Genomic DNA, 24,115 nt, shown 5'->3' with positions numbered 1-24,115 from the left:
TCACGCTGTGATTTTCTTTCAAAGTACTTAAAAATAGAACTTTAAGCTTTAAAATAAAGAAAAAATTATTTATTGTTTTTTAAGTTTTTTTATGAATTTGTATTTAAATGTGAATAATTTTATTAATTAACATAATTTCCTAAGTTTAGCTATAAAAAATCCATCATAGTCCAAGCTTGGTAAAATCCGTCTGCATTTTGAAATTTCAGCAAATTCTTCACTTTGCCCTGCTTTAGCCTCAACATTTTCCAAATCAATATCTAAAAGCTCTAATTTAAACTCGCTTTTTAAAGCATTCTCTATCACTTCTTCATTTTCTTCCTTGGTAAAGGTACAAGTACTATATACAAGCTCTCCACCTATTTTTAATGCCTTTAAAGCAGAATGTAGAAGTTTTTTTTGAGTTTTTGCAATATTTTTGATTTCTTTATAACTTTTTTCCAAATCAAAACCTATTTTAGCAAAAGTTGAACAAGGCGCATCAAGTAAGATTTTATCAAATTTTAAAGGACACAAATTGCCTATATTTTTACCATCTTTCATAAAAACTTTAGCATTCACGCCGTAATTTTTAAGATTTTTTTGCAGAATAAAAAATCTATCCCTACTCATCTCATTGCAAGCTAAATAACCTGTATTTTGCATAAAATTTGCAAGATTGATACTTTTGCCACCCGGAGCTGCACACATATCAAGAACACTTTGCCCTGCTTTGACTTCTAAATTTAAAGCACACAAATAAGAAGAATAATTTTGTATATAAAAGCACCCCTCATTAAAAACTTTCATAGAACTTAAGATGGCTTTATCTTTAGCGTCAAACAAATAACAATAAGCATTGATCTTTTTAAATTTTAAATTTTGTTTTAAAAATTCTTTTTCTAATTCTTCAGTGCTAATTTTTAAAGTATTTGCAAATACACAAACATTTTTTTCTTGAGTAAAAGAAGATAAAATATTTTGCATTTCATCTTTGGTATAAAGTTTTTCTATTCTAGAGAGCAAAATAATCCTTTATCATGATAAAAGCAGCCAAAGAGTCTAATTTACCATCTTTTTTACGTGTATTTGCTATGCCGTATCCTAAAGCTTCTTTACTTGTTCCGCTTTCATCTACAAAGCAAATTTCTTTATCAAATTCAAGCAAAGAAACAAAATGCTTAATGCGTCTTGTCATTTCTTCTTCACTTGACCCACCCTTAGGAATGCCTACAATAAGTAAAGAAATCTCATGTATTTTAAGTAAATTTTTAATTTCATTAGCGGCTTGATTGCGATTTTTTCTTAAAACTGCATCTAAAGGCAAAGCGATCTTTTTATCTACGCAAAGCGCTACACCTATGCGTTTTAAACCTACATCTAAAGCCAAAGCTCTCATACTAAAACCCTTATAAAAAGCCCTTCTATGGAAATTTTTCCCTCAAGTTCGTATTCATAAACTTTTTGTCCATAAATTTTTAAAGCCTCATCAACACTCACACCTTTTTTACAAAACTCTAAAAATTCATCTTGATTTGTATCTATACTTGCAAACTCACTTACAAATTCTTTAAAATCACAGATTAACTTTGCTTTATTTTCCTTTAAAAGCAAATTAGTCCCTGTACTTTCTCCTAGTCTTTGCGGTAAAACATATAAAGGCTTATTAAGTTCTAAAGCAAGCCTTGCACTTTGCATAGAACCACTTTTTATATCTGCTTGTGCAACCACAACAGCCTTACTTAAAGCAATAACCAAACGATTTCTTAGTAAAAAGTCATAATTTTTTGGCAAATAATCATCTTCGTATTCGCTTAAAGCTAAAGCATTTTCATAAATTTGTTTAATGATTTTTTCATTAGTTCTTGGATAAATTTGATCTAAACCATTAGCAAAAATACCTATAGTATTTGGCATAGCTGCCATACTTGCAGTGATATCCACACCCAAAGCACCGCCACTTACCACACAAAGATGGGTATTTTTAAGCATACTCGCTAAGGAAAAAACACAATTTTTCGTATAAACACTCATACGCCTTGAACCTATAATAGCGATTTTATCTTGTTTTAATAAAGATAAATTTCCTTTGTAGTGTAATTTTTTAGGAGACTTTTTTAAATCTTTAAAAAGTTTCAAAAATTCATCAGGCAAAATTTCACTTGCCATAAATTTCACTCAAATACACAAGATCAACGCCTTTTAACAAATCCTTACTTTGCTCTAAGGCTTTAAAAGTATTTTTCCTAGGATGTCCTATGGCTATAACAAAACCTTTTTTTTGTGCAAGTTTTACTGCGCTTTCGAGTTGTTTTTTAACATAATTAACATCATCTTCATTATCCAAAAACACATCTCTTTGTATATAAGGCATACTGAGTTCTTTAGCGATTTTATTTGCCTTAGAATTTCCTATAGTTTTAGAATCTACAAAAAATATATTTTGATTTTTTAAAGCCTCGTAAAGCTTTCTCATAGCTTCTTCATTGCTTGTAAATAAACTTCCTGTGTGATTATTGATATATCTTAAATCCTTAAAATCTTTTTTAATTTGCTTGATTTTTTTAAAAATTCTTTCTTTACTATCATTTGGATTTAAAGTATCAAGCTCAGGTTTATTGTAATTAATTGCTGCTAAAGGTAAATGCACCATATAAAAATCAAATTTTAAAGCAAGTTTTGGCGTTTCGTTATGGTTTTTATCTGGCGGGAAAAAAGAAGGATTTAACTTTAAATTTAAAGCTTTTAAACCTCTAACCTGACTTGCATTTGCCATATCATCGATAATAATAGCAAGTTTTGGTTTTTTAGAAATTTTATTTAAATGAATATCTTCATCAAAAGTTAAATTTTGATCTTGGGTTAAATTTATATCTTTTGGAATAAAATTTTGTTCTAAACTCTGATTTTGCTCTAAACTTAAATTCTGCTCCACGCTGCTTAAATTTTGCTCATTTAAACTTGTATTTAAATCATCAATTTCTTGAATTTTTTGCTCTAAAATACTTACAGATTTATTATTATCAAACTCATTCTCTTGAAAAATACCAATTTCATAATGATCTTTGTTTGATGAAATTAAATCTTCTTGTTTATCAATAAAATAATCCGGCTTAACAGAAGAAACATCTTGGGAATTTTGATATTTTACTAAAATTCCCAAAGCTAAAGCTATACAAAGTAAAAAAAGTATAGCTATGATTAAATAACGCTGAATTTGAACTAATTTTTTCTTTGACAATGTTTAGTTCTTATCTTTATCTACTAATTTTTTAGCACTGATCCAAGGCATCATAGCACGCAAATTACGCCCTGTTTTTTCTATCAAAGAATCATTCATATTTTTGCGTTCTGCATGCATTCTAGCAAAACCTGCACGGCGTTCTAAGATAAAATCTTTTGCAAAAACACCATTTTGTATATCTTTTAAAACACCTTTCATCGCTTTTTTAGTCTCTTCAGTGATAATCTTTGGCCCTGTAATGTAATCGCCGTATTCTGCAGTATTTGAGATAGAATAACGCATATCTGCAATACCACCTTGATAAATCAAATCCACAATGAGTTTCATTTCATGCAAACACTCAAAATAAGCCATTTCAGGTTCATAACCTGCTTCAACCAAAGTCTCAAAACCTGCTTGAATCAAAGCACTAAGCCCACCACAAAGCACGGCTTGTTCACCAAAAAGATCTGTTTCTGTTTCGGCTTTAAAGGTTGTTTCTATAATACCTGTGCGTCCACCCCCAATCGCACTTGCATAACTTAAGGCTAAATTTTTAGCATTTTTACTTTCATCTTGATGGATAGCTATTAAACAAGGGGTTCCACCTCCTAAAGTAAATTCATTTCTTACTGTATGTCCTGGTGCTTTAGGTGCTATCATGATAACATCTACACCTTTTGGAACAACAATTTGACCATAGTGGATATTAAAACCGTGTGCAAAAGCTATAGCCTTACCTTCACTTAAATTTGGTTTTATTTCGACATTAAAAATATCTGCTTGAATTTCATCAGGAGCTAAAATCATAATCACATCTGCTGTTTTAGAAGCCTCACTTACACTCATTACTTCAAAACCAGCATTTTTTGCTTTAACAGCACTTACACTACCTTCGCGAAGTCCGATAATTACATTTACGCCATTATCTCTTAAATTCATCGCATGAGCGTGCCCTTGAGAGCCAAAGCCTATAATTGCTACTTTTTTTGATTTGATTAAATTTAAATCACAATCTTTATCATAATATACTGTAATAGCCATATTCACTCCTTAAAAATTCAAAAATTAAAGGTATTATTATAGCAATTAAAGTATAAATTTCATATTTTTTTTATAAACTTTATGTAAGAATTTTACAAAAAATCATAAAGTATTAAAAGTGAAAGAATTTTTAAACAGTCTTAGTTATGGCATTAGCTCTCACGAAGTAAGCAATGAATTTAAACAAATTTTAAGAGAGCTTTTAGCCAATCACATCATCAAAGAACACAAAAACAAATACTATCTTAACAATGGTTTTGCCTTTGGGGTGCTTGATATTTCGAGCAAAGGCACAGGTTTTTTACAATGCTTTGATGAAAGTTTCAAAAAAGATCTTTTGATAGAAAACAAAAACCTAAAAGGTGCAAACTATAAAGATATAGTCGCAGTAAAACTTCTACCTTTAAAGAAAAAACGCCCCAGTGCAAAGGTGATTTTAGTTCTAAAAAGAGCCAATGAAACCTCTTTAGTGATCACCAAAAGGTACGGCGAAGCTGTGCTTGGAATGAATATCAAAACAGGATTAAGCACTGCCTTAAAAGCTTCTCAAAAATCCTTAAAAGCACTACCTTTAGGAACAGTTTTAAAAATAGAAAATGAAAATAACAATATCATAGAAGTTTTAGGACATATTGATGATGAAAGTATAGATGAAAAAATCTCCTTAGCTCTTTTTAATAAAAATAACGAATTTAGCGACGCTTGTATCAAAGAAGCCCTAGCAAACGGCGATAGTGTTGATGCGAGTATGTATGAAAATCGCATGGATTTAAGAGCCTTGCCTTTTTGCACTATAGATCCTATACATGCAAAAGATTTTGATGATGCGATTTATTTTGACACTCAAAAACGAGAAATTTATGTAGCTATTGCTGATGTTAGCGAATATGTTTATGCTTATAGCGCTATAGATAAAGAAGCAAGAAATCGTGGATTTTCTATTTATTTTCCGCACATTGCTATACCCATGCTGCCTCGTCCTTTAAGTGAAAATATCTGTTCTTTAAAACCTCATTTAGATCGCTTAGCGTATTGTTTTAAAATCACGCTCAATCATGAAAATAAAGTCATCAAAGAAGAACTTTTTGAAGGTATTATCAACTCAAAACGCCATTTTAATTACGATGAAGTTGATGAAATTTTGGTACAAAAACCTGATTTAAAAGAACTTTCATGGCTTTATGAGCTTTTTGAAATCACAAAAAATTTACGCAAAATGCGTCTTAAAAATGCCTTTGAATTTCGCACCGAAGAATTAAGAATGAATTTAGATGAAAATTTAAGTCTAAAAAGCACAGTTTTTGAAAAAGACACGCCTTCGCATAATTTGATCGAAGATTGTATGCTTTTAGCCAATAAAGCCGCAGCAAAACTCATAGATATAGGTATTTTTAGAAATCACTTAAGTGCTGATACAAGAAAAATCGATAAACTTTTAAATGAATTACGCGAACTCGGAATCGATGTAAATTTTAAGCCCAATCTTCCTGAACTCATACGAGACATACAAGCTTTAGCTGATGAATTAAATTTAAGAGCAGAAGTAGATAAACTCATCATCAAAGCACAAAAAAAAGCGGAATACTCTAGCGTAAATGCGGGACATTTTGGCTTAGGTTTTGATAAATACTCACATTTTACAAGCCCTATAAGAAGGTATTCTGATCTTATTTTACACAGACTTTTAAAAGCCAAACAAAAAAACGATGAAAAACTTTTTAATTATCTGCTTTTAAACATAGAAAGCACTTGCGAGAGTCTTAGTACGCTTGAAAGAGAGGCGGATAAGGTTGCTTTTGATTTTATGGATAGAAAATTTGCTAGATGGGCAGCCAAAAATATAGACAAAAAATTTAAAGCTTTAGTTGTGCAAAATGATGGAGTTTGCATAGCCAAACTAGATGATGAAATCAAAGGAGCGGATATAATCCTTTATGATACGCGTGTGAATTTGCTAGAAAGTGTTGAAGTGCAAATCATGGAAGCAGATATAGTTATGGCAAAAATTTATGCTAAAATCACCCAAAGACTTATAAAGGAAGAAAATGTATAGAAAAGAGCTCCAAACCCTGCTTTCTAAAGATTCAATACCTAATTTTTTCTTTCTTTATGGAGCAGATAATTTTCAAAGCGAACTTTATGCTGAATTTATAAAAGAAAAATATAAGCCCGATGAAACTTTAAAGCTTTTTTTTGAAGAATACAACTTCGCTCGTGCGAGTGATTTTTTAAGCGCAGGATCGCTTTTTAGTGAAAAAAAATTACTAGAAATCAAAACTTCTAAAAAAATTGCAATAAAAGATCTTAAAATTTTAGTAGATCTTTGTAAAAACAATGCGGACAATTTCTTTCTTTTAGAATTTTATGATGAAAGTTCAAAGCAAAGCGACATAGAAAAAATTTTCTCTCCTCATTTTGTAAGATTTTTTAAAGCTAACGGAGCTAAAGAAGGCGTGGAACTTTTAAGCATAAAAGCAAAACAACTAAGGGTTGAAATCACTCAAAATGCTTTATTTACTCTTTTTACAAGTTTTGATGAAAACTTGTATCTTGCTGCAAGCGAACTTAATAAATTTAGCGGTTTAAGAGTAGATGAAAAAACCATAGAACAATACTGCTATAGTTTAAATACAGGAAGTTTTGAAAGCTTTTTTGATAAAATTTTAAAAAAACAAGACTTTAAAAGCGAACTTGAAAAAATTTTAGATAATTTTAATGAAATTGCTTTAATCAACTCTTTATATAATTCTTTTTATCGTTTATTTAAAATCGCACTTTATGTTAAAGTCAATGGCAAAATTGATTTTAAAGAGCTTTTAGGCTACACTCCACCCCCTCAAGTGGGACAAAATTTAAGCTCTCAAGCCTTTAGTTTAAAAATCGAACAATATAAAGAAATTTTCACTCTTTTACTTAAAAGCGAATACGAGCTTAAAATCAATTCTAAGCTCGTAAAAAAAGAATTTTTGATTTCAAATTTGCTTAAACTTGCAAGGATTTTAAAAAGCTAGCTTCATTTCTTATTTTGCTCTTTAAATTTCTTATAAAATTTCTCTAAAAAATCTTTATGTTTGCTTGAAGTTCTAAGAATATACATTGGATGATAAAAATCATTTTTTTCAAACAATACTTCATAATTTTCTTTACTTGTAATAGGAGCATTTTTAAAAATGTCACATGCCCTCTTTCTTAAAATATCGTATTTAAGCATTTTTTTACCAAAACCAAAATAAACAATTTTATTATAAAATCTAAGATGAATATCATTACTAAATAAATACTGATTTTCAATTTGACACATTTCTTTAATTGCACTATCGGAATCAGAATTTTTCAAATTAAATAAATTAAAAATTTGAATAATTCCATTCAATTCTGTTTTTTTATCTATATGTTGGCCATTAAAAATTCTTTCAATTTCTCTCATTGTACTATCAGGAGAAAATTTTTTCCAAGAATCAAAATCTCCTACATCTTTTTTATCCTTATAAAATTCTCGTATTTTATTTAATTCATCACATGTAAGACTTTCTTCTTTACATTTTGAAGAACCAGGGTTTAGCAAAACAGCACTTCCTAAAAGCTCAGCACTTTGGCCAAAACATAATAAAGTATCCATTCTAAAAGAATAATCTTGTGTATCAAAATATCTTGCATATACTTCCATTTTAAACTCCAATAACATTTAATAAAACTTAGCCCAAACAAATCTCATAAACAATATCATATTATCATTTTGTAAAAAAAATCAATTTTTTGACTCACTCCATCACAAGTCGCATAAGATGCAAGTCCTCGCCTTGTGTGATTTTATATTCTATGCTTTGACATTTAGGACACTTAAAAACATTTTCTTCTAAAATACTTGTTTGATCACATTTTAAGCATAAAATTTCAAGTGGAGCAGGTTCTATAAAAAGTTTAGCATTTTTGCAAATATTTGAGTTTTCTTTAAAAGTTTCAAAACAACGCTTAAAAAGATCAACTTCTATACCGCTTAAACGCCCAATTTTTACATAAATTTCTTGTACATTACAAGCCTTATTGTTTAAGGCATTTTCTTCGCAAAGTTCGATTAAAGATTCTACTATACTTAATTCGTGCATTAGCAAATTCTTGGTAAAAGTTCGCCTTTAGGGCTTTCTAAAAAGCGTTTTGCCCCATAAGCGTTTTGTAAGATCACGCGTGCTTTTTTCTCTTCTAAAACTTCTCCTATAATACTCGCATTTGCATTGTATTTTTTTAGAATTTCCAAGGCTTTTAACTCATCTTCTTTTTCCACACAAAGTATAAAAGTGCCTTCATTTGCAAGTTCATAAGCTTCATAACCAAAAAGCTCGCAAAGTCCTAAAACCTCATCTTGAACGATGATTTTTTCTTCAAAGATCAAAAGATCATTTCCGCTTTGCTTTGCCCACTCATTTAAAACCGCACTAAGTCCCCCACGAGTAGCATCTCTCATAGCTACAACCTTTATATCTTTTTCTAAAAGCTCTAAAACCTCTTTATCTAAAGCCTTACAATCACTTTTAATATCAGCTTCTAACTCATTTCTTTTGATTAAAACACTAGCTCCATGCCTTCCTATATCACCTGAAAGAAGTATGCTAAGCCCTGCTTTGATATTTTTACTTTCTTTTTTAGAAATAATTTCACCTAAGGCTGTAGTGTTGATATAAATTTCATCTGCCTTACCCTTAGGAACGACTTTAGTATCGCCACAAACTAACATAACTCCGCATTTTTCACATTCTTCTTTAATGCTTTTTAAAATGTGTTCTAGTTTTTCTAGCTCAAAACCTTCTTCTAAGATAAGTCCTAAGCTTAGATATTTTGGCTTAGCACCCACCATCAAAACATCGTTAATAGAACCACAAACACAAAGTTTTCCTATATTGACCTCTTCATCTAAAAAAATCGGACTTAAAACAAAAGAATCCGTGCTTAAAGCCAAATTTCCTAAAATCGCTGCATCATTATTTGCGTTTAAAATTTTATTATCAAAGATCTTAAAAAGCTTAGTTAAAAGCTCATTCATCTCTTCTCCACCACCTCCGTGGGCTAAGGAAATATTTTTCATACATTCACCTTTGAGTATTTATAATACGCCGCACAAGCACCCTCACCAGAAACCATACAACTTCCTATAGGACTTCTTGGCGTACAAGCCTTACCAAAAACTTTACAATCATAAGGCTTGGCCAAACCTCTTAAAATTTGCCCACAAATACAGGCTTTGCTTTCATTTTTACTTTGCACCGCGCAATCAAATTTTTTACTCGCATCATAGGTGCTAAATTCTTCTTTTAGCTCCAAACCCCCATCTTTAATAAGCCCTAAACCACGAAATTCAAAATCACACACTCTAAAGTATTTTTTTACTAAATTTTGCGCTTTAACATTACCTTCTTTGCTTACGGCTCTTTTGTATTGATTGTACACTTTAAAAGTGCCTTCATTGCTTTGTTTTATAATATTTAACACACTCTCTAAAATATCAACTGGCTCAAAACCACTCACTGCTATAGGGGTTTTAAACTTTGCTGCTAAAGGCTCATAAATACCATAACCTGTAATCACACTCACATGAGAAGGGCCTAAAAAAGCATTGATTTTTACATTTTCATCATTCATAATCGCTTCTACAGGTGCTGGAACTGTGATATGATTGATATGAAAAAAGACATTATTTATTTTCTCTTCTATAACCTTTTGAAGAAGTAAAGCACTCATAGGCGTAGTGGTTTCAAAGCCTATAGCAAAAAAGATGATATTTTTGTTTAAATTTTGCTTAGCGATTTCTAAAACCTCAAGTGGAGAATAAAGTGCTCTAACATCAGCCCCTTTAGCTCTTAAATCAAGAAGAGAAATTTCACTTCCAGGCACTCTTAAAAGATCTCCTAAAGTACAAAAAATCGTATCTTTCATGGAGGCTAACTTGATAGCTGTATCAATGCGAACTCTTGGCATAACACAAACAGGACATCCTGGTCCATGGATGAAGTTAATTTCTTTTGGCAAAATAGAAGGTAGGGCATATTTCATAATACTATGTGTATGCCCACCGCAAATTTCCATGATGTTAATAGGATTTTTAAGTTCTTGTTCTATGAGTTTTTTTAAAGCTAAAATGCTTTCTTTATCTCTAAATTCATCGATGAAATTCATTTAAACCCAAATCTCCCTCATCGCTTTTTATCTCTCCGCTATTCATTTTTTCTACTATTTCTTGATAGGTTTTAATGCTTTCTAGTGCAGCTTCTTTGTCGATTTTTTCCATAGCAACGCCTACATGGATTAAGACATAATCGCCTTGTTTTAAAGGCTCATCAATCAAATCTAAATTAACTTTTCTTTTCACACCTAAAGTTTGCACTAAAGCATTGTTTAACTCATCGATTTCTAAAATTTCAGAAGGTATAGATAAACACATTAAAAAAGCTCCTTTTTAAGTTTAAGCACCTTATACCAAAGCTCCATATTGGTGCCATTTTTTGCATCAAGAGTGATAATATCTGCTCTAGGATTTAATTCTTTAATCAACCTAGTCGCCTCTTTAACATCAAAATCAAAATGATGAGCCAAATCTGCCTTTGTGATTAAAACTATATCAGCCTTTTTGAACATCACAGGGTATTTTTGCGGTTTATCACTTCCTTCGGTTACCGAAAGCAAAACCACATTTAAATGCTCTCCTAAATCATAGCTTGCAGGACAAACTAAATTTCCAACATTTTCTATAAAAAGCAAATCCACATCATCAATCGCTAAATGATGCAAAGCTTCATGCACCATAAAAGCATCCAAATGACAGCTTTGCCCTGTAGTGATTTGATATGCCAAAGCTCCGGCATTTTTTACTCTTAGAGCGTCATTATTGGTTTCTAAATCCCCTTCAATCACAGCGATTTTAAGCTCATTTTTCAAAGCCTTAATCGTGCTTTCTAAAAGCGTGGTTTTTCCACTACCTGGAGAACTCATTAAATTAATACAAAGCGTGTTAGCTTCATTAAAATGTGCCCTATTGTGCTTAGCTTCTTCATCATTTTTGCTTAAAATTTTAGAAATCACTTCTATGGTTTTGCTTTCTTTTAAGCTTGGATTTTCATGATGGTGATCGTGATGATCGTGTGTATGGGTTGAATTTATAGAACAGCCGCAATCTTTACACATTTTCTTTCCTTTTATATTTTTTGTTTCATTTTAACCTTAAAAGCATTAAAAAATTATGAGTTTTTAGAATATTTGCTTTATTTTTCCAAATTTAAAAAATATACCATCTGCCCTAAAGCTATGGAACTATCATTGCAAGGGTATTTTAAAGGTACAAAAAAATCAAAATTTTTAGCTTTTAAAATTTCAAGTAAGGTTTTGTTTTGAAAAACTCCTCCACTTAAAAGCACTTTTAAATCATAATCTTTGCTAAAATCTATGATAAAATTTGCCAAAGCATTAAACATACCTGTAATTGCCTTAGTTTTTTCATCTTGCAAAGCCCCTAAAATTAAATTTTTAAAATTAACCTGCCCTTTTTCTACAAAAAGCTTATAAGAAAAATCAAGATTTTTATCATAAAAAGCTTCACACATCAAGCCAACTTGAGCCTCATAAGAGCTTTTTTCTAAGTTAAAAACAATACTTCCAAAAGCATCGATAATGCGTCCTAAGGAACTTGTTTGTAAGTTAGAATGTGAATAAATTTTTTTAAGATTTTCAAGTTTAATTTTTGGAATTTTTGCTAAAAACTCCTTAGCCTTATCTTCTAAATCATAATGAAAAATAAGACTTAGAGCTAAATTTTGTATATTTTTAATATCACTATTTATAAGAGTGAAATTTTCAAAATGTGCAATTCTTTCATATTCTTTTAAATTTCCTACAAAAACTTCTCCACCCCAAATTTTGCCATCTTCGCCATAACCTGTTCCATCACAAATAAAAGCTAAAGCCTTTTCATCTTTTGCAAAATTTTCTTCGTATTCAAAATAAGCCGCACAAAAATGCGCATAATGATGAGAAATTTTAATCCTTTCTTCAAATTCTTTTGCATAGCTAAAATGCGGGTGTTTATCGCACAAAATCGTATCAAATTTCAAATCATAATTTTGTTTAAAAAATTCTAAAAGTTTAAAAAATCTCTCATGCACATCAAGACTTTTCAAATCCCCTATATAAGGAGAAATTAAAAGTTTATTTTCATAAAAAATCACAAATTCATTTTTAAGCTCCGCGCCCAAAGCTAAAAAAGTGCCTTTTTTATTAAAATTTCTTTCCAAATAAAAAGGATTTAAACCCCTTGAAGTACGCAAAAACATAGTTTTACCATTTACCACTTGAGCTATGCTATCATCACTTGCGTTGATAATTTCTCTATCATAATCCAAATAAAAATCAAAAACTTTACCAAGTTTTTGACACAAATTAAACTCATCTTTAATGATACTTTCTCCGCTTAAATTCGCACTCGTTGCCACAAGACTTCCTTTAAAATACTCAAAAAGCAAAAGATGTAAAGGCGTATAAGCTAGCATAATACCGATTTTATCAACATCAGGTGCGATTAAAGAAAAGGCTTTTTTTGCCTTTAAAATCACAATAGGAGCTAAAACCCCACCAAGCAAAGCTTCTTCTTTTTCATCTATAAAGGCAAGTTCTTTAGCACTTTGTAAATCTTTACACATTAAAGCAAAGGGTTTTTTGGGGCGATTTTTTCTAAGTCTTAGAGTTTTTAAAGCTTCTTCATTAAAAGCATCACACATGAGATGAAAACCGCCCATGCCTTTAATGGCTAAAATTTTACCTTCCTTTAAAAACTTCGAACTTTGCATAAAAGCTTCTTGATCTTTGGCTAAAATTTCACCCTTTGAATTTTTAAGAAAAACATTGATTTTACACTTAGGACAACTAATAGGCTGGGCATGAAAACGCCTATTTTTAGGATCTTCGTATTCGCTTTTGCAAAACTCACACATCAATAATTCTTGCATGGAAGTATGGGCTCTATCATAAGGAAGACTTTTTATAATACTAAAGCGTGGCCCACAATGTGTGCAAGTGATAAAAGGATATAAAAAGCGTGGATTTTTTTCATCAAAAAATTCTTTTTTACATTCCTTACAAAGCGCAAAATCACTTAACATAGGTGTGCTTTTTGTGTTCTTTAAAGAAGGAGTGATACTAAAATTTTCATAGTTTGAAATAGAAATTTGCGTGATTATAAGCTTGTCTATTCTTGCTAAAGGTGGGAGATGATTTTTTAAATTCTCTATGAAATTTTCACATTCTTTTTGAGTACAAGCAAGGATGATTTCTACCCCAAAACCATCATTTCTTACCTCTCCAAAAAGCTTTGATTTCAAAGCTAGTTCATAAACTAAAGGGCGAAAACCCACCCCTTGAACTAGACCTGAAATTTTGATCTTATATCCTAAGTGGCACATCGCTTAACTGACAATTTTTAAGATGTTTTAAAGTATTTTTAAGTAAAGATTTATGTTCAAACAAAGAGCCACTTATAAGCGCTAAGTCGCTTTGCTTTTTCTCTCTTAATTCATCATAAGTATCACGTAAGAAATAAGCCAAACTCTCAACCGCTCCATAAGCGATATTAGTACTATCTACACCTGCTAACATAAAACTCATAGTAGATCTTAAAGTTCTTGTATAATCAAAACTTTTATCTTCTTTCAAACGATAATCAATCTTTACTCCACGAGGCATTTTTGACTCATCAGCAATTTTTAAAAGCTCACTAGCACTCTCTTGTAAATTTTTACCCAAATTTAGCACTCTGCCTACCAAGCCAAGCAAGGAATAAAAATTGTTTTGAAGTTCAAAACTTTCATCTAAAAGAGGAAATTCCTTGCTAAAATTTTCTAAAAGCCTTGCACCAATTTCATCTTTTTTAATCTCTTCATAAAGCTCTTTGCTGTGTTTTGGTAAGCAAAGTTTAAGTAAATTAAGCTCTTTGTTGATAAGCAAAATATCTTCATCATCTTTACTTAGCTCTAAAATAAAAGCATTTTCTTTATAACGGCTTACAAGATAAGAAATTCTTGCCATATTTTTATCTTCTTTAGAAAAAATAAGCTCTCTTGCCTTGGCATTCATAAATTCAAAGCCTTCCAAAACCACCACTTGCTCATCTAAAGCACTGATATAAAAATCTTTTTGATATTCTTCTATCTTTTTTACGCTTAAAAATTTATATTCATTTTCAAAAAGTTTTAAACCTAAAGCAAAGCAAAACAAATCTCTAGCAAGTCTGATTTTAAAATCATTAAAATCAAGATTGTGATTTTTTCTAAACATGGCATTAAGTCTTAGCTTCATCAAAGGTTTTTCTAAACTTGCAAGAAGTTTTAAATTTTCATTTGAACAAACAAAAACTGAATTTATAGCCTTAATATCACAAGGAAGTAAAAAATCTCCTATAAATTCGTTCTTAAACAAAGAAAATTCATAAACGCCATTTTTATCTTTTAAATAAATCTTTTTTTCTTGACTTAACAAATCAAAGGCAAGATTTAAAAAAGTATTGAAATTTTCTTCATTGATTTTTTCAAATTCTGATAAATTGCTTGAAAATTCACACTCACAAAACACGCCCCATTCGTTTTTGTTTAAAAGTTTTTTTTCTTGATAGGCATTAGAATTTAAATGAGTAATATAAGAAAATTTTGAAAATTCTTTATCTTCTGGCATACAAGGGTTAAAATCCTGTCCCGCTTTTACATCAAATTTTTTCAAAAAAACACTATGACTCATAAAGTTTAAAGAATCACAAAAAGTCTTTAAATTTTCTTCATCTGCATTAATAGAAAAATGATAAATATTTTCTTCTTTACTAAGGGTGTAGTTATAATTTTTCGCATAAAAACGCAATAAATATTCAAAAATATCATTATCCGCATTATAAATAAAATCAAAATCCAAAGTCATATTATGCCTTTTTTGAAAAATAAACTATAAATATAACATTTTTAACTTAAAAATTCTTTCTCTCTTTGTCTAAAATCGCTCATAAAATGCTCCATAAAAGCGTAAAATTCTTTGCTGTGATTAGGGAATTTCAAGTGGCTGATTTCATGCAAAATCACATATTCAATAGCCTTTAAACTCTTTTGAATGAGTTTTAAATTTAAATTAATATAAGCTTTATTATGATTACATGAACCCCAACGCGTTTTCATATTTTTAATGCTTAAATGCGTATAAAATAAACCTGTTTTTTGACTCCATTTTTTAAGATAAAAAGTAAAAATCTTTTTAGCATTTTCTCTTAAAAATAAATCTAATTTTGCTTTATTTTGACAAAGAATTTTATCTTTATCAAAATAAGTTTTTTTGACATTTTCATCAAAAATAATTTTATATTTTTTAGCTAAAAAGATTAATTCATCATCTTTTAAAACTTTTTTTTCAAATCTTTTTTTTGCCTCATTCATCCAAGAACTTGATTTATCTAAAAACTCATAAACACTTTTAAAGGTGTAAAAATAAGGAATACTAAGAACAAATTCACCCCTTTCATTGAGCCTTAATCTTAAAGTTTTTATGCGTTTTTTAGAATAAAAATAGCACTCATCTTTATAAATAAATGATTTTAAACTAGAGCTTTGCCTTGCCATTTTTTACTTTTCCATCTGTATGAATTTACCATTCCACGCAAAAACTCATCCGCACAAAATCCTATCCAAACCCCTAAAATTCCAAGATTAAAATGAAAACAAAGCACATAACCCACAGGCAAAGATACTCCCATCATAAAAATAAGTCCGCTAAAAAATGGAAACTTGGCATCACCACTTGCACGCAAGGAATTAACCATAACTATATTAAAGGTGCGTGAAATTTCAAGAAAGATTGAAAGAGCAAATAAAGGTATCATTAAATTTTTTAACTCTTCTTTAAGCCCTAAAATTTGCATAGTAAAATCTTGACAAAGATAATTTAAAAGTGCCACTAAAGCACTCGCTATCACGCTAAAATACAAAGCACGCCAAGCATGTTTATAAGCGATATTTTCATATCTAGCACCGACTAATTTACCTACTATGATTTCATTAGCTATGCTCGTAGCTTGTCCTATAAGCATGATAAGCATTGAAATTTGAAAATAAATCGTTTGCACACTCAAACTTGCTTCACCTAAGCTTGCTACAAAAGCAAAAGCTATAGTGTATTGAACTATCCACAAAAGATTTTCTCCTGCTGAAAACCCACCTATATTTAAAACCTTTTTTAATACCTCTTTTTCAAGTTTTATCATTTCTTTGATTTTAAGATGAATTTTAAGTTTATAAAAAAGTATCATAAGTAAAGCCACTATAGCAACAATACGGGCAAAAATATTACTAAGCCCTACTCCAAAAAGTTCTGATTTTGTATAATGCAAAACATAATAATTTCCACAAATCACCACTATATCCATCAAAAAGCCTATAAGCATAACCCAATAAGCCATATTATAAACCCTTACAATAGCCGCTAAAACAATACCTATGGCATCAAAAAACAAACAAATTGCAAGCATATGCAAGTAAATTTTGCTGTCTTTAAGCAATTCTTGTGGGATTTTTAAAAGATAAAGCAAATACTCCCCATGCCATAAAATAAGCGCACCACATACAAAGCCTAAAAGTGCATTTAAAAATAAACTTTGATGAATCACTTTTCTTGCTAAAACATAATCTTTTGCACCAATAGCTTGAGCTATCACCACGCTACAACCCACACTTAAAAATGAAAAAATAGTGATAAAAAGATCTAAAATTTGATTTCCAGCCCCCATAGCACCGACAAGAAAATTAGAATAATGCGACACCATAGCGGTATTGATAATCACAGTTAAATACTTAGAAAGCAAGTCCCAAAATATAGGAAAACTAAGCCTTGTTAAAGAGAGTTGTTTTTTTGCCATGATCATTCTTTTAAAAAGCCGTATTCATAAATTTTTGGCTCTAACTTTTTAGCTAAAATTTTTAAATTTGCATTTTAAATCACTCAGTAAAGCTTTATAATGCTCGTCTTTTGCTTGGCTAGGAAGCTTCATCCTGCCTTTTTCATCCCTGCCTTGAAAAAATTCTTTGATATCATAAAGCGAAGCATTGGCTAGATAGTTTTTATCTTCACTATGAGTATGATAATACTTAAAAAGTTCTTTTCCAGCTTTTAAAAGTTTATTTGCTTGGGGGCTAAATTCTATCTTGGCTAACTCATCATCAAAAAGCGAGTTTTCATCTTTTATATTGCCCTTTATAAATTTATACATAAAATCACTCTTAAAAGCTTCTTTTGTGATACCTAGTTCTTTTTCGCTAAAAGGTATAAAATGATTTATCCCCTCTTTTGCACTTATGCGATTTTTACCATGAAAAAGCATAAAAGATAAACAATCACTTTTAAACTCATTATCATTTTTATATAAATCATTAGGATACAAAAATTGATCATTATGATTTATATAAGTATGCTCTATTATATGACGCACTGAGAAATATATAGCTATATTAATGATATTTTCATTGATATCTTGAAAAATTAAATGCACATTTCTTTTTTTATTTAAAATTGCAATATGATTATTTTGTTGAAAATCAGGTGCATCAGCCATTAATACACCTATATTATTGCCATCTTTTTTATTAAATGTTCTAAGCCATTTATTGATACTTTCTTTTTTATCATTATAAAAATACTTCACTCCTAAGAAATTTCCATTTTCATTAAATACATCAAGTTTTATTTTTTTAATTTCTTCTTTTTTACTCATATCCCATATCAAAAATCCTATAGGAAAATTTCCTTTTACATTATCGAAGGTATCAGCAGGCACCATAAAACCTTTTAAAAACTTAGCCTTAAAACTCTCTCTAAATTTTATAAAATTGGTAGAATTTACATATTTTAAAGTCGAAAAACTAGCCATTAAACAATCTTCTATCTCACAATAAATTCTGATAAAAAACTGTGCAAAAAGCTCATTGTTTGCCTTACCTAAAATATCTTTGTATTTTTCACAAATTTTATTTTCTCTTGCTACTTTACTTTTATGATTTCCAGTACCACTAGCAGTTTTTGAATTGCTAGCTTCCGCATAAGGTGGATTGATAAAGATTATTAGTTTTTTGCGTTTGTTTTCATCTTTTAAAATCTCTTGTAAATTTAAAGGTAATTTTGATTTTTGGATGATTTTACCCTTATCATCTACCTCATCAAAAAATTCATCATTTAAAAAGTCAAACTCAAAAATATGATTTTCAAACAAATTCGCACCATTTTTTATACGCTCATGTATCACATCTATATCGGCTTTATCAAGAGTAGAACAAAAGATATTTTTTGCATTGGTAAAATTGGCCAGTAAATTTCCTGTTCCACCCGCTAAATCCCATATATAATACTCCTCTTCATAATTTTCACCAAAAGTTTTAGAAAGATACTCACAAGCCTTATCCACCCAAATTCTAGGAGTAAAAAACGCTCCTTTTCGCTCTCTTATATCTTGATCTACTAATAAATCTCTGCGTTTTATAATATAATCCCAAAATTCTTTTCTTGGAGGACGCTCGTAAATCGCCCAAAATTCATGATGAGCTTTTTGATTATCTTTAAAAGAAGTGCGTTCGTTAATGATAGAGCCTAAATCACTTTTTGTTTTATTAAACTCATAATAATCTTTTTTAAGAATAGCAAATAAATTTTGACTGATGGTTTCATTTTCATTTGAAAGCAAATCAGCCAAATAAAAATCAGCATCTATGATCCCACTTTCTTTAGCCAAATTCCAATCAATACTGATGGTATCTTTAACCATTTTGTTCCATTTGTGATAAATACTTACAAAATTGTTTTTATCGATTTTAAATTTGCTTATATTTTCACTCGTAAGATTTTCTTTTATGAAATTTTTTAATTCTTCATCATTTTTTTCATAATAAAAAATTTGTGCTGTATTTAAAATGCTATCTAGTTCTTTTAGAAGTTTTAAAAACTGCTCACTTTTATGATTGCTAGGTGTTACACTAAAGTCTATATCACTTTGATAAAAAATTTCTTGCAAAGAAGAAAAAGGTAAAAAGGCTATCTTTTCAGCGTCAAAAGCACAAAGTAAATTTGGAGTTTGCTCTGTATAAAATTTATACTTTCCTATGGTAAGCACAAGCTGAACAAAAGACTTTTTAAGCTCGCTTTTTCCTTGTTTGGCTTCAGCCCAAAGTAAATTAACTTCGCCTAAAAGTCCTAAATTTTGAGTGATACAAAAATCAATCTTAGTACCTACATAATTAAACTTAGAAAAATACAAATCCTTAATCTTGCTTTTTAAAGGCTCTTCGCTAAGTTTTAAAAGTGTTTCAAACAAAACTATATCCTTATGAAATTCTTTTTTAAGGATATAATTTTAATACAAAGATACTTGTTTTTGTATAAATCTCACCCAAAAGCACCGCTTAAGTAAGCTTTGGTTTTTTCTTGTTTTGGATTTTCAAAAAATTCTTTACTTTCACCAAATTCTATAAGCTCACCTAGGTGAAAAAATGCAGTATAATCAGCCACGCGTTTACCTTGTTGCATATTATGCGTAACCATGATCATAGAAAGATTATGACTTAGCTCTTTTAAGAGCTCTTCTATAACACCTGAGCTAATAGGATCAAGTGCGGAAGTTGGCTCATCTAAAAGCAAGAGCTTAGGTTTTATTGCTAAAGCTCTTGCGATACAAAGGCGTTGTTGTTGTCCGCCTGAAAGAGCTAGAGCATTTTGCTTTAATTTATCTTTAACCTCTTCAAAAAGCCCTACTTTTTGCAAACAATCCACCACCAAAGCTTCTTCTTCATCTTTGTTTTTAATCATGCCGTGAAGTTTTGGTGCATAAGAGATATTTTCATAAATGCTTTTTACAAAAACATTAGGTTGTTGAAAAACCATGCCTACATTTTTACGCAAGACTACTACATCTTGATTTTTAACATCCTTTCCTTCAATTTCTACTAAACCACCGATTTTTGCAATTTTATCATTCATTCTGTTAAAACAACGCAAAAAAGTGGATTTACCACATCCAGAAGCACCGATGAGTGCGGTAATTTTGTTTTGTTCTATTTGCATATTGATATCAAATAAAGCTTGTTTTTTTCCATAAAATAAATTTAAATTTGTTGTTTTTGCTATCACTTTAATTTTCCTTGAAAATATTTTCTTAATAATATCGCACTAAGATTTAACACGACTAAAAGTCCTAAAAGCACGATAATACCTGCTGCAGTTCTTTCTAAAAATGCACGCTCTGGCATAGCTGACCATGAGTAAATTTGAGCAGGCAAAACGCTAGTTGGATCAAAAATAGAACTAGCTACATCAGGAATAAATGCTATCATACCGATAATCATCAAAGGTGCAGTCTCTCCTATAGCCCCAGCTAAAGTCAAAATAGAACCTGTTAAAATCATAGGCATAGCTAAAGGTAACATAATGCCTTTTACCATTTGAACCTTTGTCATACCTAAGGCATAAGCGGCATTTTTCATGTTAATGTCCACACTTTTTAAAGCCGCTTTGGTTGAAACAATGATAATAGGTAAACTCATGATCGCCAAAGTAAGCCCACCCACTAAAGCACTTGATCGAGGCATTCCAAAAAGATTGATAAACACTCCAAGTCCTAAAAGTCCAAACAAGATACTTGGAATACTTGCAAGGTTGTTAATACACACTTCTATAAAATGTGTAAATAAATTTTGCGGTGCAAATTCTTCTAAATAAATTGCTGCTGCAACGCCTATAGGAACACTCACAACCATACAAACAAGCATAACAAGCAAAGTCCCTACAACTGAAGATAAAATTCCTGAATTTTCAGGAGATTTTGAGTCCCCATTTAAAAAGAAATTGCTATTAAATTTAAGCTCTATCTCGCCTTTTTGCACAAGATCATCGACTAAAGTTCTTTGTTTTTCACTAAGGCGATTATATTTTTGCTTCATATATTGATCCACTTCTGAATTTGCCAAAAGCCAAGTTTTTTCAGTGATTTGCCCTGTTCTTATTTTTCTTTGCTCAGCACGAGATAAAAGATCATAAACAGGAGAATTTCTATTAGCCTCTACAAAAATATAAGTTTGCTTAAAAGCTCCAATTCCAAGATAACCCACACTTCCTAAAAAGATACAAAGAAAAATTAAATTAATATAAAGCCCCATTTTGCAAAGTCTTTTAAAAGACTTTGAAGCTTTTTGTCTTTTTTTAAAAAGTTTTTTCATAAATTTTTCCTTTTGTGAAAGCGATTGATGAGATAAACGCTAAACATATTGATGATTAAAGTGATGATAAAAAGCACCAAACCTAAAGAAAAAGCACTCAAAGCTAAAGAACTATCAAAAGCTTGATCTCCACTTAAAGCTTCTACAATTTTTACCGTTACTGTTGTCATATCTTCTAAAAAATTCATCGTTAAATTTGGACGCAAAGAAGCTGCCATTACCACTATCATGGTTTCACCTAAGGCTCTTGAAAGTCCTAAAAGACAAGCTGCAACTATACCAGGAATAGCCTCAGGTAAAATCACAGCAAAAACCACTTCTTTTTTTGTCATGCCTAAAGCATAAGCACCATTAATCCTTTTCTCGCTTACTGCTTCAATGCAATCTTGAGATAAAGAAGCTACTATAGGCACTATCATGATCCCCATGATAAAACCTGCGCCTAAAGCACTTTGAAAACTTGCTTGTATGCCAAATAAAGAAAAAAACCACACTATAAAAGGCGCTACAACTATAGCCGCAAAAAATCCAAAAACAACAGTAGGAATCCCTGCAATGATTTCTAAAATAGGTTTTAAGTAATTTTTAGATTTTTTGCCAGCAAAAACACCTAAATATATAGCACACATAACCCCTAAAGGTAAAGCCGTTAGCATAGCAATCAATGAAATATAAAAAGTTCCCCAAAAAAGCGATAGTGCCCCAAAAACACCTTGTTTGCTCGTGCCATCTGCATTCATAAAAGCTGCATCAGCTGCCCACTGACTTGAGAATAAAAAGGTAACAACACTTTCTTTTTGAAAGAATTTTAAAGCTTCAATTAAAATTGTAAGCATGATAGCAAAGCTTACTATCACGCTTACAAAAGCACATAAAAAAAGTGCAAATTTGATTATTTTTTCTTTTAGCAAAGTTTTTCCTTAAAAAACTTTTCCAGCTTTTACAAGCTCATCATTTAAAATTTTTCTATCTTCTATATGTTTTTGAGAAGCTTTTAATTTATCATCGCTTAAAGGAACAAGTCCTATTTTTTCAAGTTCTCCGCCACTTTTTGCCAAATCATCACTCATGTAAATTTTTGCAAATTCAAAGGCTTCTTTTGGATTTTTCTTAGCATTGATATAAATAAACAAACTTCTTGCAAGTTCGTATTTTTCATCCGCAATATTTTCTTCACTTGGTGCAACACCATCAATAGTAGCGACATTGATTTTATCTGAGTTACTCACTAAAAAGCTATAACCAAAAATTCCAAAAGCATCTTTATCAATAGTAAGTTTTGAAACGATTAGATTATCATTTTCACCGCTTGGGATATAAGCACCATCTTGACGCAAAGTTTTATACTCGCCTTTATACTCAGGAATTTTTTTAGACACATCACTCATAACAAGCTCTTCTATAGTATCTCTTGTTCCCGAACTTGATGGTGGACCATAAACACTAATTTTACGATTTGGTAAATTTTTATTGATTTGATTCCAGTTTGTATAAGGATTTGGTATAAGTTTTCCATTTTGTGGAATTTCTTTTGCCAATGCTAAGAAAAGTTCTTTTTTTGTGATATTTAATGGAGCATTGGTTTTATTTTGAGCTAAAACTATACCATCATAACCTATCATAATCCCTACTATGTCAGTTACTCCTGCTTTTTTGCAAGTTTCAAATTCGCTTAATTTCATAGGTCTTGAAGCATTAGAAATATCAGTAGTTCCTTCACAAAATACCTTAAATCCACCCCCTGTTCCCAAGCTCTCTACTATAGGAGTTTTTGTATTTTTAATCGAAGCATATTCTTCAGCTACAAAAGAAGTAAAAGGATACACAGTCGATGAACCTGCGATTTTTAAATCTGCTGCATTTAAAGCACCACAAAGTACAAGACTTGCCACACTTAAAGATAGAATTTTTTTCATTTTTTCTCCTTAACTTTAAAAAAGTAATGGAAGTTTAAAAAAACTTGGAAACATTTTGGAAACATTTTTTATTTTATATTTTTCTCAAATATAATTTTTAACTATCAAAAATTTAGCTTGTTTTTAAAAAAATAATATATCATTATGAAACATTATTTAAATTTTAATAAGGAGATAGGAATGCTTTCTAAAGAAGTTGTAAAATTACTCAATGAACAAATAAACAAAGAAATGTATGCGGCAAACTTATATCTTAGCATGAGCTCTTGGTGCTATGAAAACAGTCTTGATGGAGCTGGAGCCTTCTTGTTTGCACATGCAAGCGAAGAAAGCGATCATGCTAAAAAGCTTATCACTTATCTTAATGAGACAGATTCTCATGTAGAACTTCAAGAAGTAAAACAGCCTGAACAAAATTTCAAATCCTTGCTTGATGTTTTTGAAAAAACCTATGAACATGAGCAATTTATCACAAAATCAATCAATACTTTAGTTGAACACATGCTAACACATAAAGACTATTCTACTTTTAATTTCTTACAATGGTATGTAAGCGAACAACACGAAGAAGAAGCACTTTTCCGTGGTATAGTTGACAAGATTAAATTAATCGGAGAACACGGAAATGGACTTTATTTAGCTGATCAATACATCAAAAATATTGCATTAAGCAGAAAAAAATAATCTTTGCC

23 protein-coding genes are annotated in these 24,115 nt (G+C 30.4%); 3 read left to right on the top strand and 20 right to left on the bottom strand.

All coding sequences use genetic code 11. The features are described 5' to 3' along the window. Positions 1–126 precede the first annotated feature (126 nt). Genes AJ930_RS04935 through ilvC form a run of 5 tightly spaced genes read right to left on the bottom strand, consistent with a single transcriptional unit; the run spans position 127 to position 4,246 of the window. On the bottom strand, positions 127–966 hold the full coding sequence (locus AJ930_RS04935) for an RsmB/NOP family class I SAM-dependent RNA methyltransferase (protein ID WP_079396361.1): 840 nt from the start codon (positions 964–966) through the stop codon (positions 127–129). Positions 967–994: 28 nt separating this feature from the next. Further along, positions 995–1,378, bottom strand: a complete 384-nt coding sequence (gene ruvX / locus AJ930_RS04930; protein ID WP_044794336.1) for a Holliday junction resolvase RuvX — start codon at positions 1,376–1,378, stop codon at positions 995–997. After that, the gene (locus AJ930_RS04925; protein ID WP_070274937.1) at positions 1,375–2,148 is read right to left on the bottom strand and encodes a DNA-processing protein DprA; all 774 of its coding nucleotides are present in this window, start codon (positions 2,146–2,148) and stop codon (positions 1,375–1,377) included. Before AJ930_RS04925 ends, ruvX begins: the two co-directional genes overlap by 4 nt. Next, the gene (locus AJ930_RS04920) at positions 2,138–3,220 is read right to left on the bottom strand and encodes a divergent polysaccharide deacetylase family protein (protein ID WP_070274936.1); all 1,083 of its coding nucleotides are present in this window, start codon (positions 3,218–3,220) and stop codon (positions 2,138–2,140) included. Before AJ930_RS04920 ends, AJ930_RS04925 begins: the two co-directional genes overlap by 11 nt. Before the next feature lie 3 nt (positions 3,221–3,223). Further along, complete coding sequence (ilvC, locus tag AJ930_RS04915) at positions 3,224–4,246, bottom strand: ketol-acid reductoisomerase (protein ID WP_002871355.1); 1,023 nt, start codon at positions 4,244–4,246, stop codon at positions 3,224–3,226. Positions 4,247–4,364: 118 nt separating this feature from the next. On the opposite strand from ilvC, the gene AJ930_RS04910 reads away from it, so the two are divergent. After that, the gene (locus AJ930_RS04910) at positions 4,365–6,299 is read left to right on the top strand and encodes an RNB domain-containing ribonuclease (RefSeq protein ID WP_070274935.1); all 1,935 of its coding nucleotides are present in this window, start codon (positions 4,365–4,367) and stop codon (positions 6,297–6,299) included. Continuing rightward, on the top strand, positions 6,292–7,257 hold the full coding sequence (locus tag AJ930_RS04905) for a DNA polymerase III subunit delta (protein WP_052949627.1): 966 nt from the start codon (positions 6,292–6,294) through the stop codon (positions 7,255–7,257). Before AJ930_RS04910 ends, AJ930_RS04905 begins: the two co-directional genes overlap by 8 nt. A gap of 2 nt (positions 7,258–7,259) precedes the next feature. Here AJ930_RS04905 and AJ930_RS04900 read toward each other — a convergent pair whose 3' ends face one another. The 15 genes from AJ930_RS04900 to AJ930_RS04830 form a co-directional block, all read right to left on the bottom strand. Then, a complete protein-coding gene (locus AJ930_RS04900) occupies positions 7,260–7,913 on the bottom strand; it encodes a hypothetical protein (RefSeq protein ID WP_058000800.1) in 654 nt (217 codons plus the stop codon). 94 nt (positions 7,914–8,007) lie between these two features. Next, on the bottom strand, positions 8,008–8,352 hold the full coding sequence (gene hypA, locus AJ930_RS04895) for a hydrogenase maturation nickel metallochaperone HypA (protein WP_070274934.1): 345 nt from the start codon (positions 8,350–8,352) through the stop codon (positions 8,008–8,010). Beyond that, positions 8,352–9,326: a hydrogenase expression/formation protein HypE gene (gene hypE, locus AJ930_RS04890; protein ID WP_070274933.1), complete on the bottom strand. Its 975-nt coding sequence runs from the start codon at positions 9,324–9,326 to the stop codon at positions 8,352–8,354. The genes hypA and hypE overlap by 1 nt, the downstream gene beginning before the upstream one ends. Next, positions 9,323–10,414 (bottom strand): hydrogenase formation protein HypD, encoded by a 1,092-nt coding sequence (gene hypD, locus AJ930_RS04885; RefSeq protein WP_070274932.1) that lies wholly within the window; start codon positions 10,412–10,414, stop codon positions 9,323–9,325. Before hypD ends, hypE begins: the two co-directional genes overlap by 4 nt. Continuing rightward, positions 10,398–10,679 carry a HypC/HybG/HupF family hydrogenase formation chaperone gene (locus AJ930_RS04880; protein ID WP_002776342.1) on the bottom strand — a complete coding sequence of 94 codons (282 nt, stop codon included), beginning with the start codon at positions 10,677–10,679 and terminating at the stop codon, positions 10,398–10,400. The genes hypD and AJ930_RS04880 overlap by 17 nt, the downstream gene beginning before the upstream one ends. After that, entirely contained in the window at positions 10,679–11,419 is a 741-nt protein-coding gene (hypB, locus tag AJ930_RS04875) for a hydrogenase nickel incorporation protein HypB (RefSeq protein WP_070274931.1), read from the bottom strand. The genes AJ930_RS04880 and hypB overlap by 1 nt, the downstream gene beginning before the upstream one ends. A 77-nt stretch (positions 11,420–11,496) precedes the next feature. Continuing rightward, positions 11,497–13,686: a carbamoyltransferase HypF gene (hypF, locus tag AJ930_RS04870; protein WP_070274930.1), complete on the bottom strand. Its 2,190-nt coding sequence runs from the start codon at positions 13,684–13,686 to the stop codon at positions 11,497–11,499. Beyond that, on the bottom strand, positions 13,667–15,187 hold the full coding sequence (locus AJ930_RS04865; RefSeq protein ID WP_070274929.1) for a hypothetical protein: 1,521 nt from the start codon (positions 15,185–15,187) through the stop codon (positions 13,667–13,669). The genes hypF and AJ930_RS04865 overlap by 20 nt, the downstream gene beginning before the upstream one ends. A 41-nt stretch (positions 15,188–15,228) precedes the next feature. Then, positions 15,229–15,876 (bottom strand): M48 family metallopeptidase, encoded by a 648-nt coding sequence (locus AJ930_RS04860; RefSeq protein WP_070274928.1) that lies wholly within the window; start codon positions 15,874–15,876, stop codon positions 15,229–15,231. After that, complete coding sequence (locus AJ930_RS04855) at positions 15,852–17,168, bottom strand: MATE family efflux transporter (RefSeq protein ID WP_070274927.1); 1,317 nt, start codon at positions 17,166–17,168, stop codon at positions 15,852–15,854. Before AJ930_RS04855 ends, AJ930_RS04860 begins: the two co-directional genes overlap by 25 nt. A gap of 48 nt (positions 17,169–17,216) precedes the next feature. After that, positions 17,217–19,610, bottom strand: a complete 2,394-nt coding sequence (locus tag AJ930_RS04850) for a hypothetical protein (RefSeq protein WP_442857192.1) — start codon at positions 19,608–19,610, stop codon at positions 17,217–17,219. 71 nt (positions 19,611–19,681) lie between these two features. Next, positions 19,682–20,422, bottom strand: a complete 741-nt coding sequence (pstB, locus tag AJ930_RS04845; RefSeq protein ID WP_070252525.1) for a phosphate ABC transporter ATP-binding protein PstB — start codon at positions 20,420–20,422, stop codon at positions 19,682–19,684. Continuing rightward, positions 20,419–21,507: a phosphate ABC transporter permease PstA gene (gene pstA / locus AJ930_RS04840; protein ID WP_070274926.1), complete on the bottom strand. Its 1,089-nt coding sequence runs from the start codon at positions 21,505–21,507 to the stop codon at positions 20,419–20,421. Before pstA ends, pstB begins: the two co-directional genes overlap by 4 nt. Further along, on the bottom strand, positions 21,504–22,418 hold the full coding sequence (gene pstC, locus AJ930_RS04835) for a phosphate ABC transporter permease subunit PstC (RefSeq protein WP_002784291.1): 915 nt from the start codon (positions 22,416–22,418) through the stop codon (positions 21,504–21,506). The genes pstA and pstC overlap by 4 nt, the downstream gene beginning before the upstream one ends. Positions 22,419–22,427: 9 nt before the next feature. Continuing rightward, positions 22,428–23,423: a substrate-binding domain-containing protein gene (locus AJ930_RS04830; RefSeq protein WP_070239701.1), complete on the bottom strand. Its 996-nt coding sequence runs from the start codon at positions 23,421–23,423 to the stop codon at positions 22,428–22,430. Positions 23,424–23,603: 180 nt separating this feature from the next. Between AJ930_RS04830 and ctf the strand changes: the two genes are divergently transcribed. Beyond that, positions 23,604–24,107, top strand: coding sequence for a non-heme ferritin (gene ctf, locus AJ930_RS04825; protein ID WP_002852256.1), 504 nt, complete (start codon positions 23,604–23,606; stop codon positions 24,105–24,107). The last annotated feature ends 8 nt before the right edge of the window (positions 24,108–24,115 follow it).

Source organism: Campylobacter sp. BCW_6871 (genome assembly GCF_001762325.1).
In the GTDB taxonomy this organism is placed as follows: domain Bacteria; phylum Campylobacterota; class Campylobacteria; order Campylobacterales; family Campylobacteraceae; genus Campylobacter_D; species Campylobacter_D jejuni.
This window is presented reverse-complemented; position numbering and strand designations above follow the sequence as displayed.

Coding starts and splice junctions, on each gene's coding strand:
- AJ930_RS04830 (WP_070239701.1), bottom strand. CDS start 23,423: ATGAAAAAAATTCTATCTTTAAGTGTGGCAAGTCTTGTACTTTGTGGT.
- ruvX (WP_044794336.1), bottom strand. CDS start 1,378: ATGAGAGCTTTGGCTTTAGATGTAGGTTTAAAACGCATAGGTGTAGCG.
- AJ930_RS04935 (WP_079396361.1), bottom strand. CDS start 966: ATGCAAAATATTTTATCTTCTTTTACTCAAGAAAAAAATGTTTGTGTA.
- hypD (WP_070274932.1), bottom strand. CDS start 10,414: ATGAATTTCATCGATGAATTTAGAGATAAAGAAAGCATTTTAGCTTTA.
- ilvC (WP_002871355.1), bottom strand. CDS start 4,246: ATGGCTATTACAGTATATTATGATAAAGATTGTGATTTAAATTTAATC.
- AJ930_RS04925 (WP_070274937.1), bottom strand. CDS start 2,148: ATGGCAAGTGAAATTTTGCCTGATGAATTTTTGAAACTTTTTAAAGAT.
- ctf (WP_002852256.1), top strand. CDS start 23,604: ATGCTTTCTAAAGAAGTTGTAAAATTACTCAATGAACAAATAAACAAA.
- hypE (WP_070274933.1), bottom strand. CDS start 9,326: ATGAAAAATATTTCCTTAGCCCACGGAGGTGGTGGAGAAGAGATGAAT.
- hypA (WP_070274934.1), bottom strand. CDS start 8,352: ATGCACGAATTAAGTATAGTAGAATCTTTAATCGAACTTTGCGAAGAA.
- AJ930_RS04855 (WP_070274927.1), bottom strand. CDS start 17,168: ATGGCAAAAAAACAACTCTCTTTAACAAGGCTTAGTTTTCCTATATTT.
- hypF (WP_070274930.1), bottom strand. CDS start 13,686: ATGTGCCACTTAGGATATAAGATCAAAATTTCAGGTCTAGTTCAAGGG.
- AJ930_RS04905 (WP_052949627.1), top strand. CDS start 6,292: ATGTATAGAAAAGAGCTCCAAACCCTGCTTTCTAAAGATTCAATACCT.
- AJ930_RS04860 (WP_070274928.1), bottom strand. CDS start 15,876: ATGGCAAGGCAAAGCTCTAGTTTAAAATCATTTATTTATAAAGATGAG.
- AJ930_RS04900 (WP_058000800.1), bottom strand. CDS start 7,913: ATGGAAGTATATGCAAGATATTTTGATACACAAGATTATTCTTTTAGA.
- pstA (WP_070274926.1), bottom strand. CDS start 21,507: ATGAAAAAACTTTTTAAAAAAAGACAAAAAGCTTCAAAGTCTTTTAAA.
- hypB (WP_070274931.1), bottom strand. CDS start 11,419: ATGTGTAAAGATTGCGGCTGTTCTATAAATTCAACCCATACACACGAT.
- AJ930_RS04880 (WP_002776342.1), bottom strand. CDS start 10,679: ATGTGTTTATCTATACCTTCTGAAATTTTAGAAATCGATGAGTTAAAC.
- AJ930_RS04865 (WP_070274929.1), bottom strand. CDS start 15,187: ATGACTTTGGATTTTGATTTTATTTATAATGCGGATAATGATATTTTT.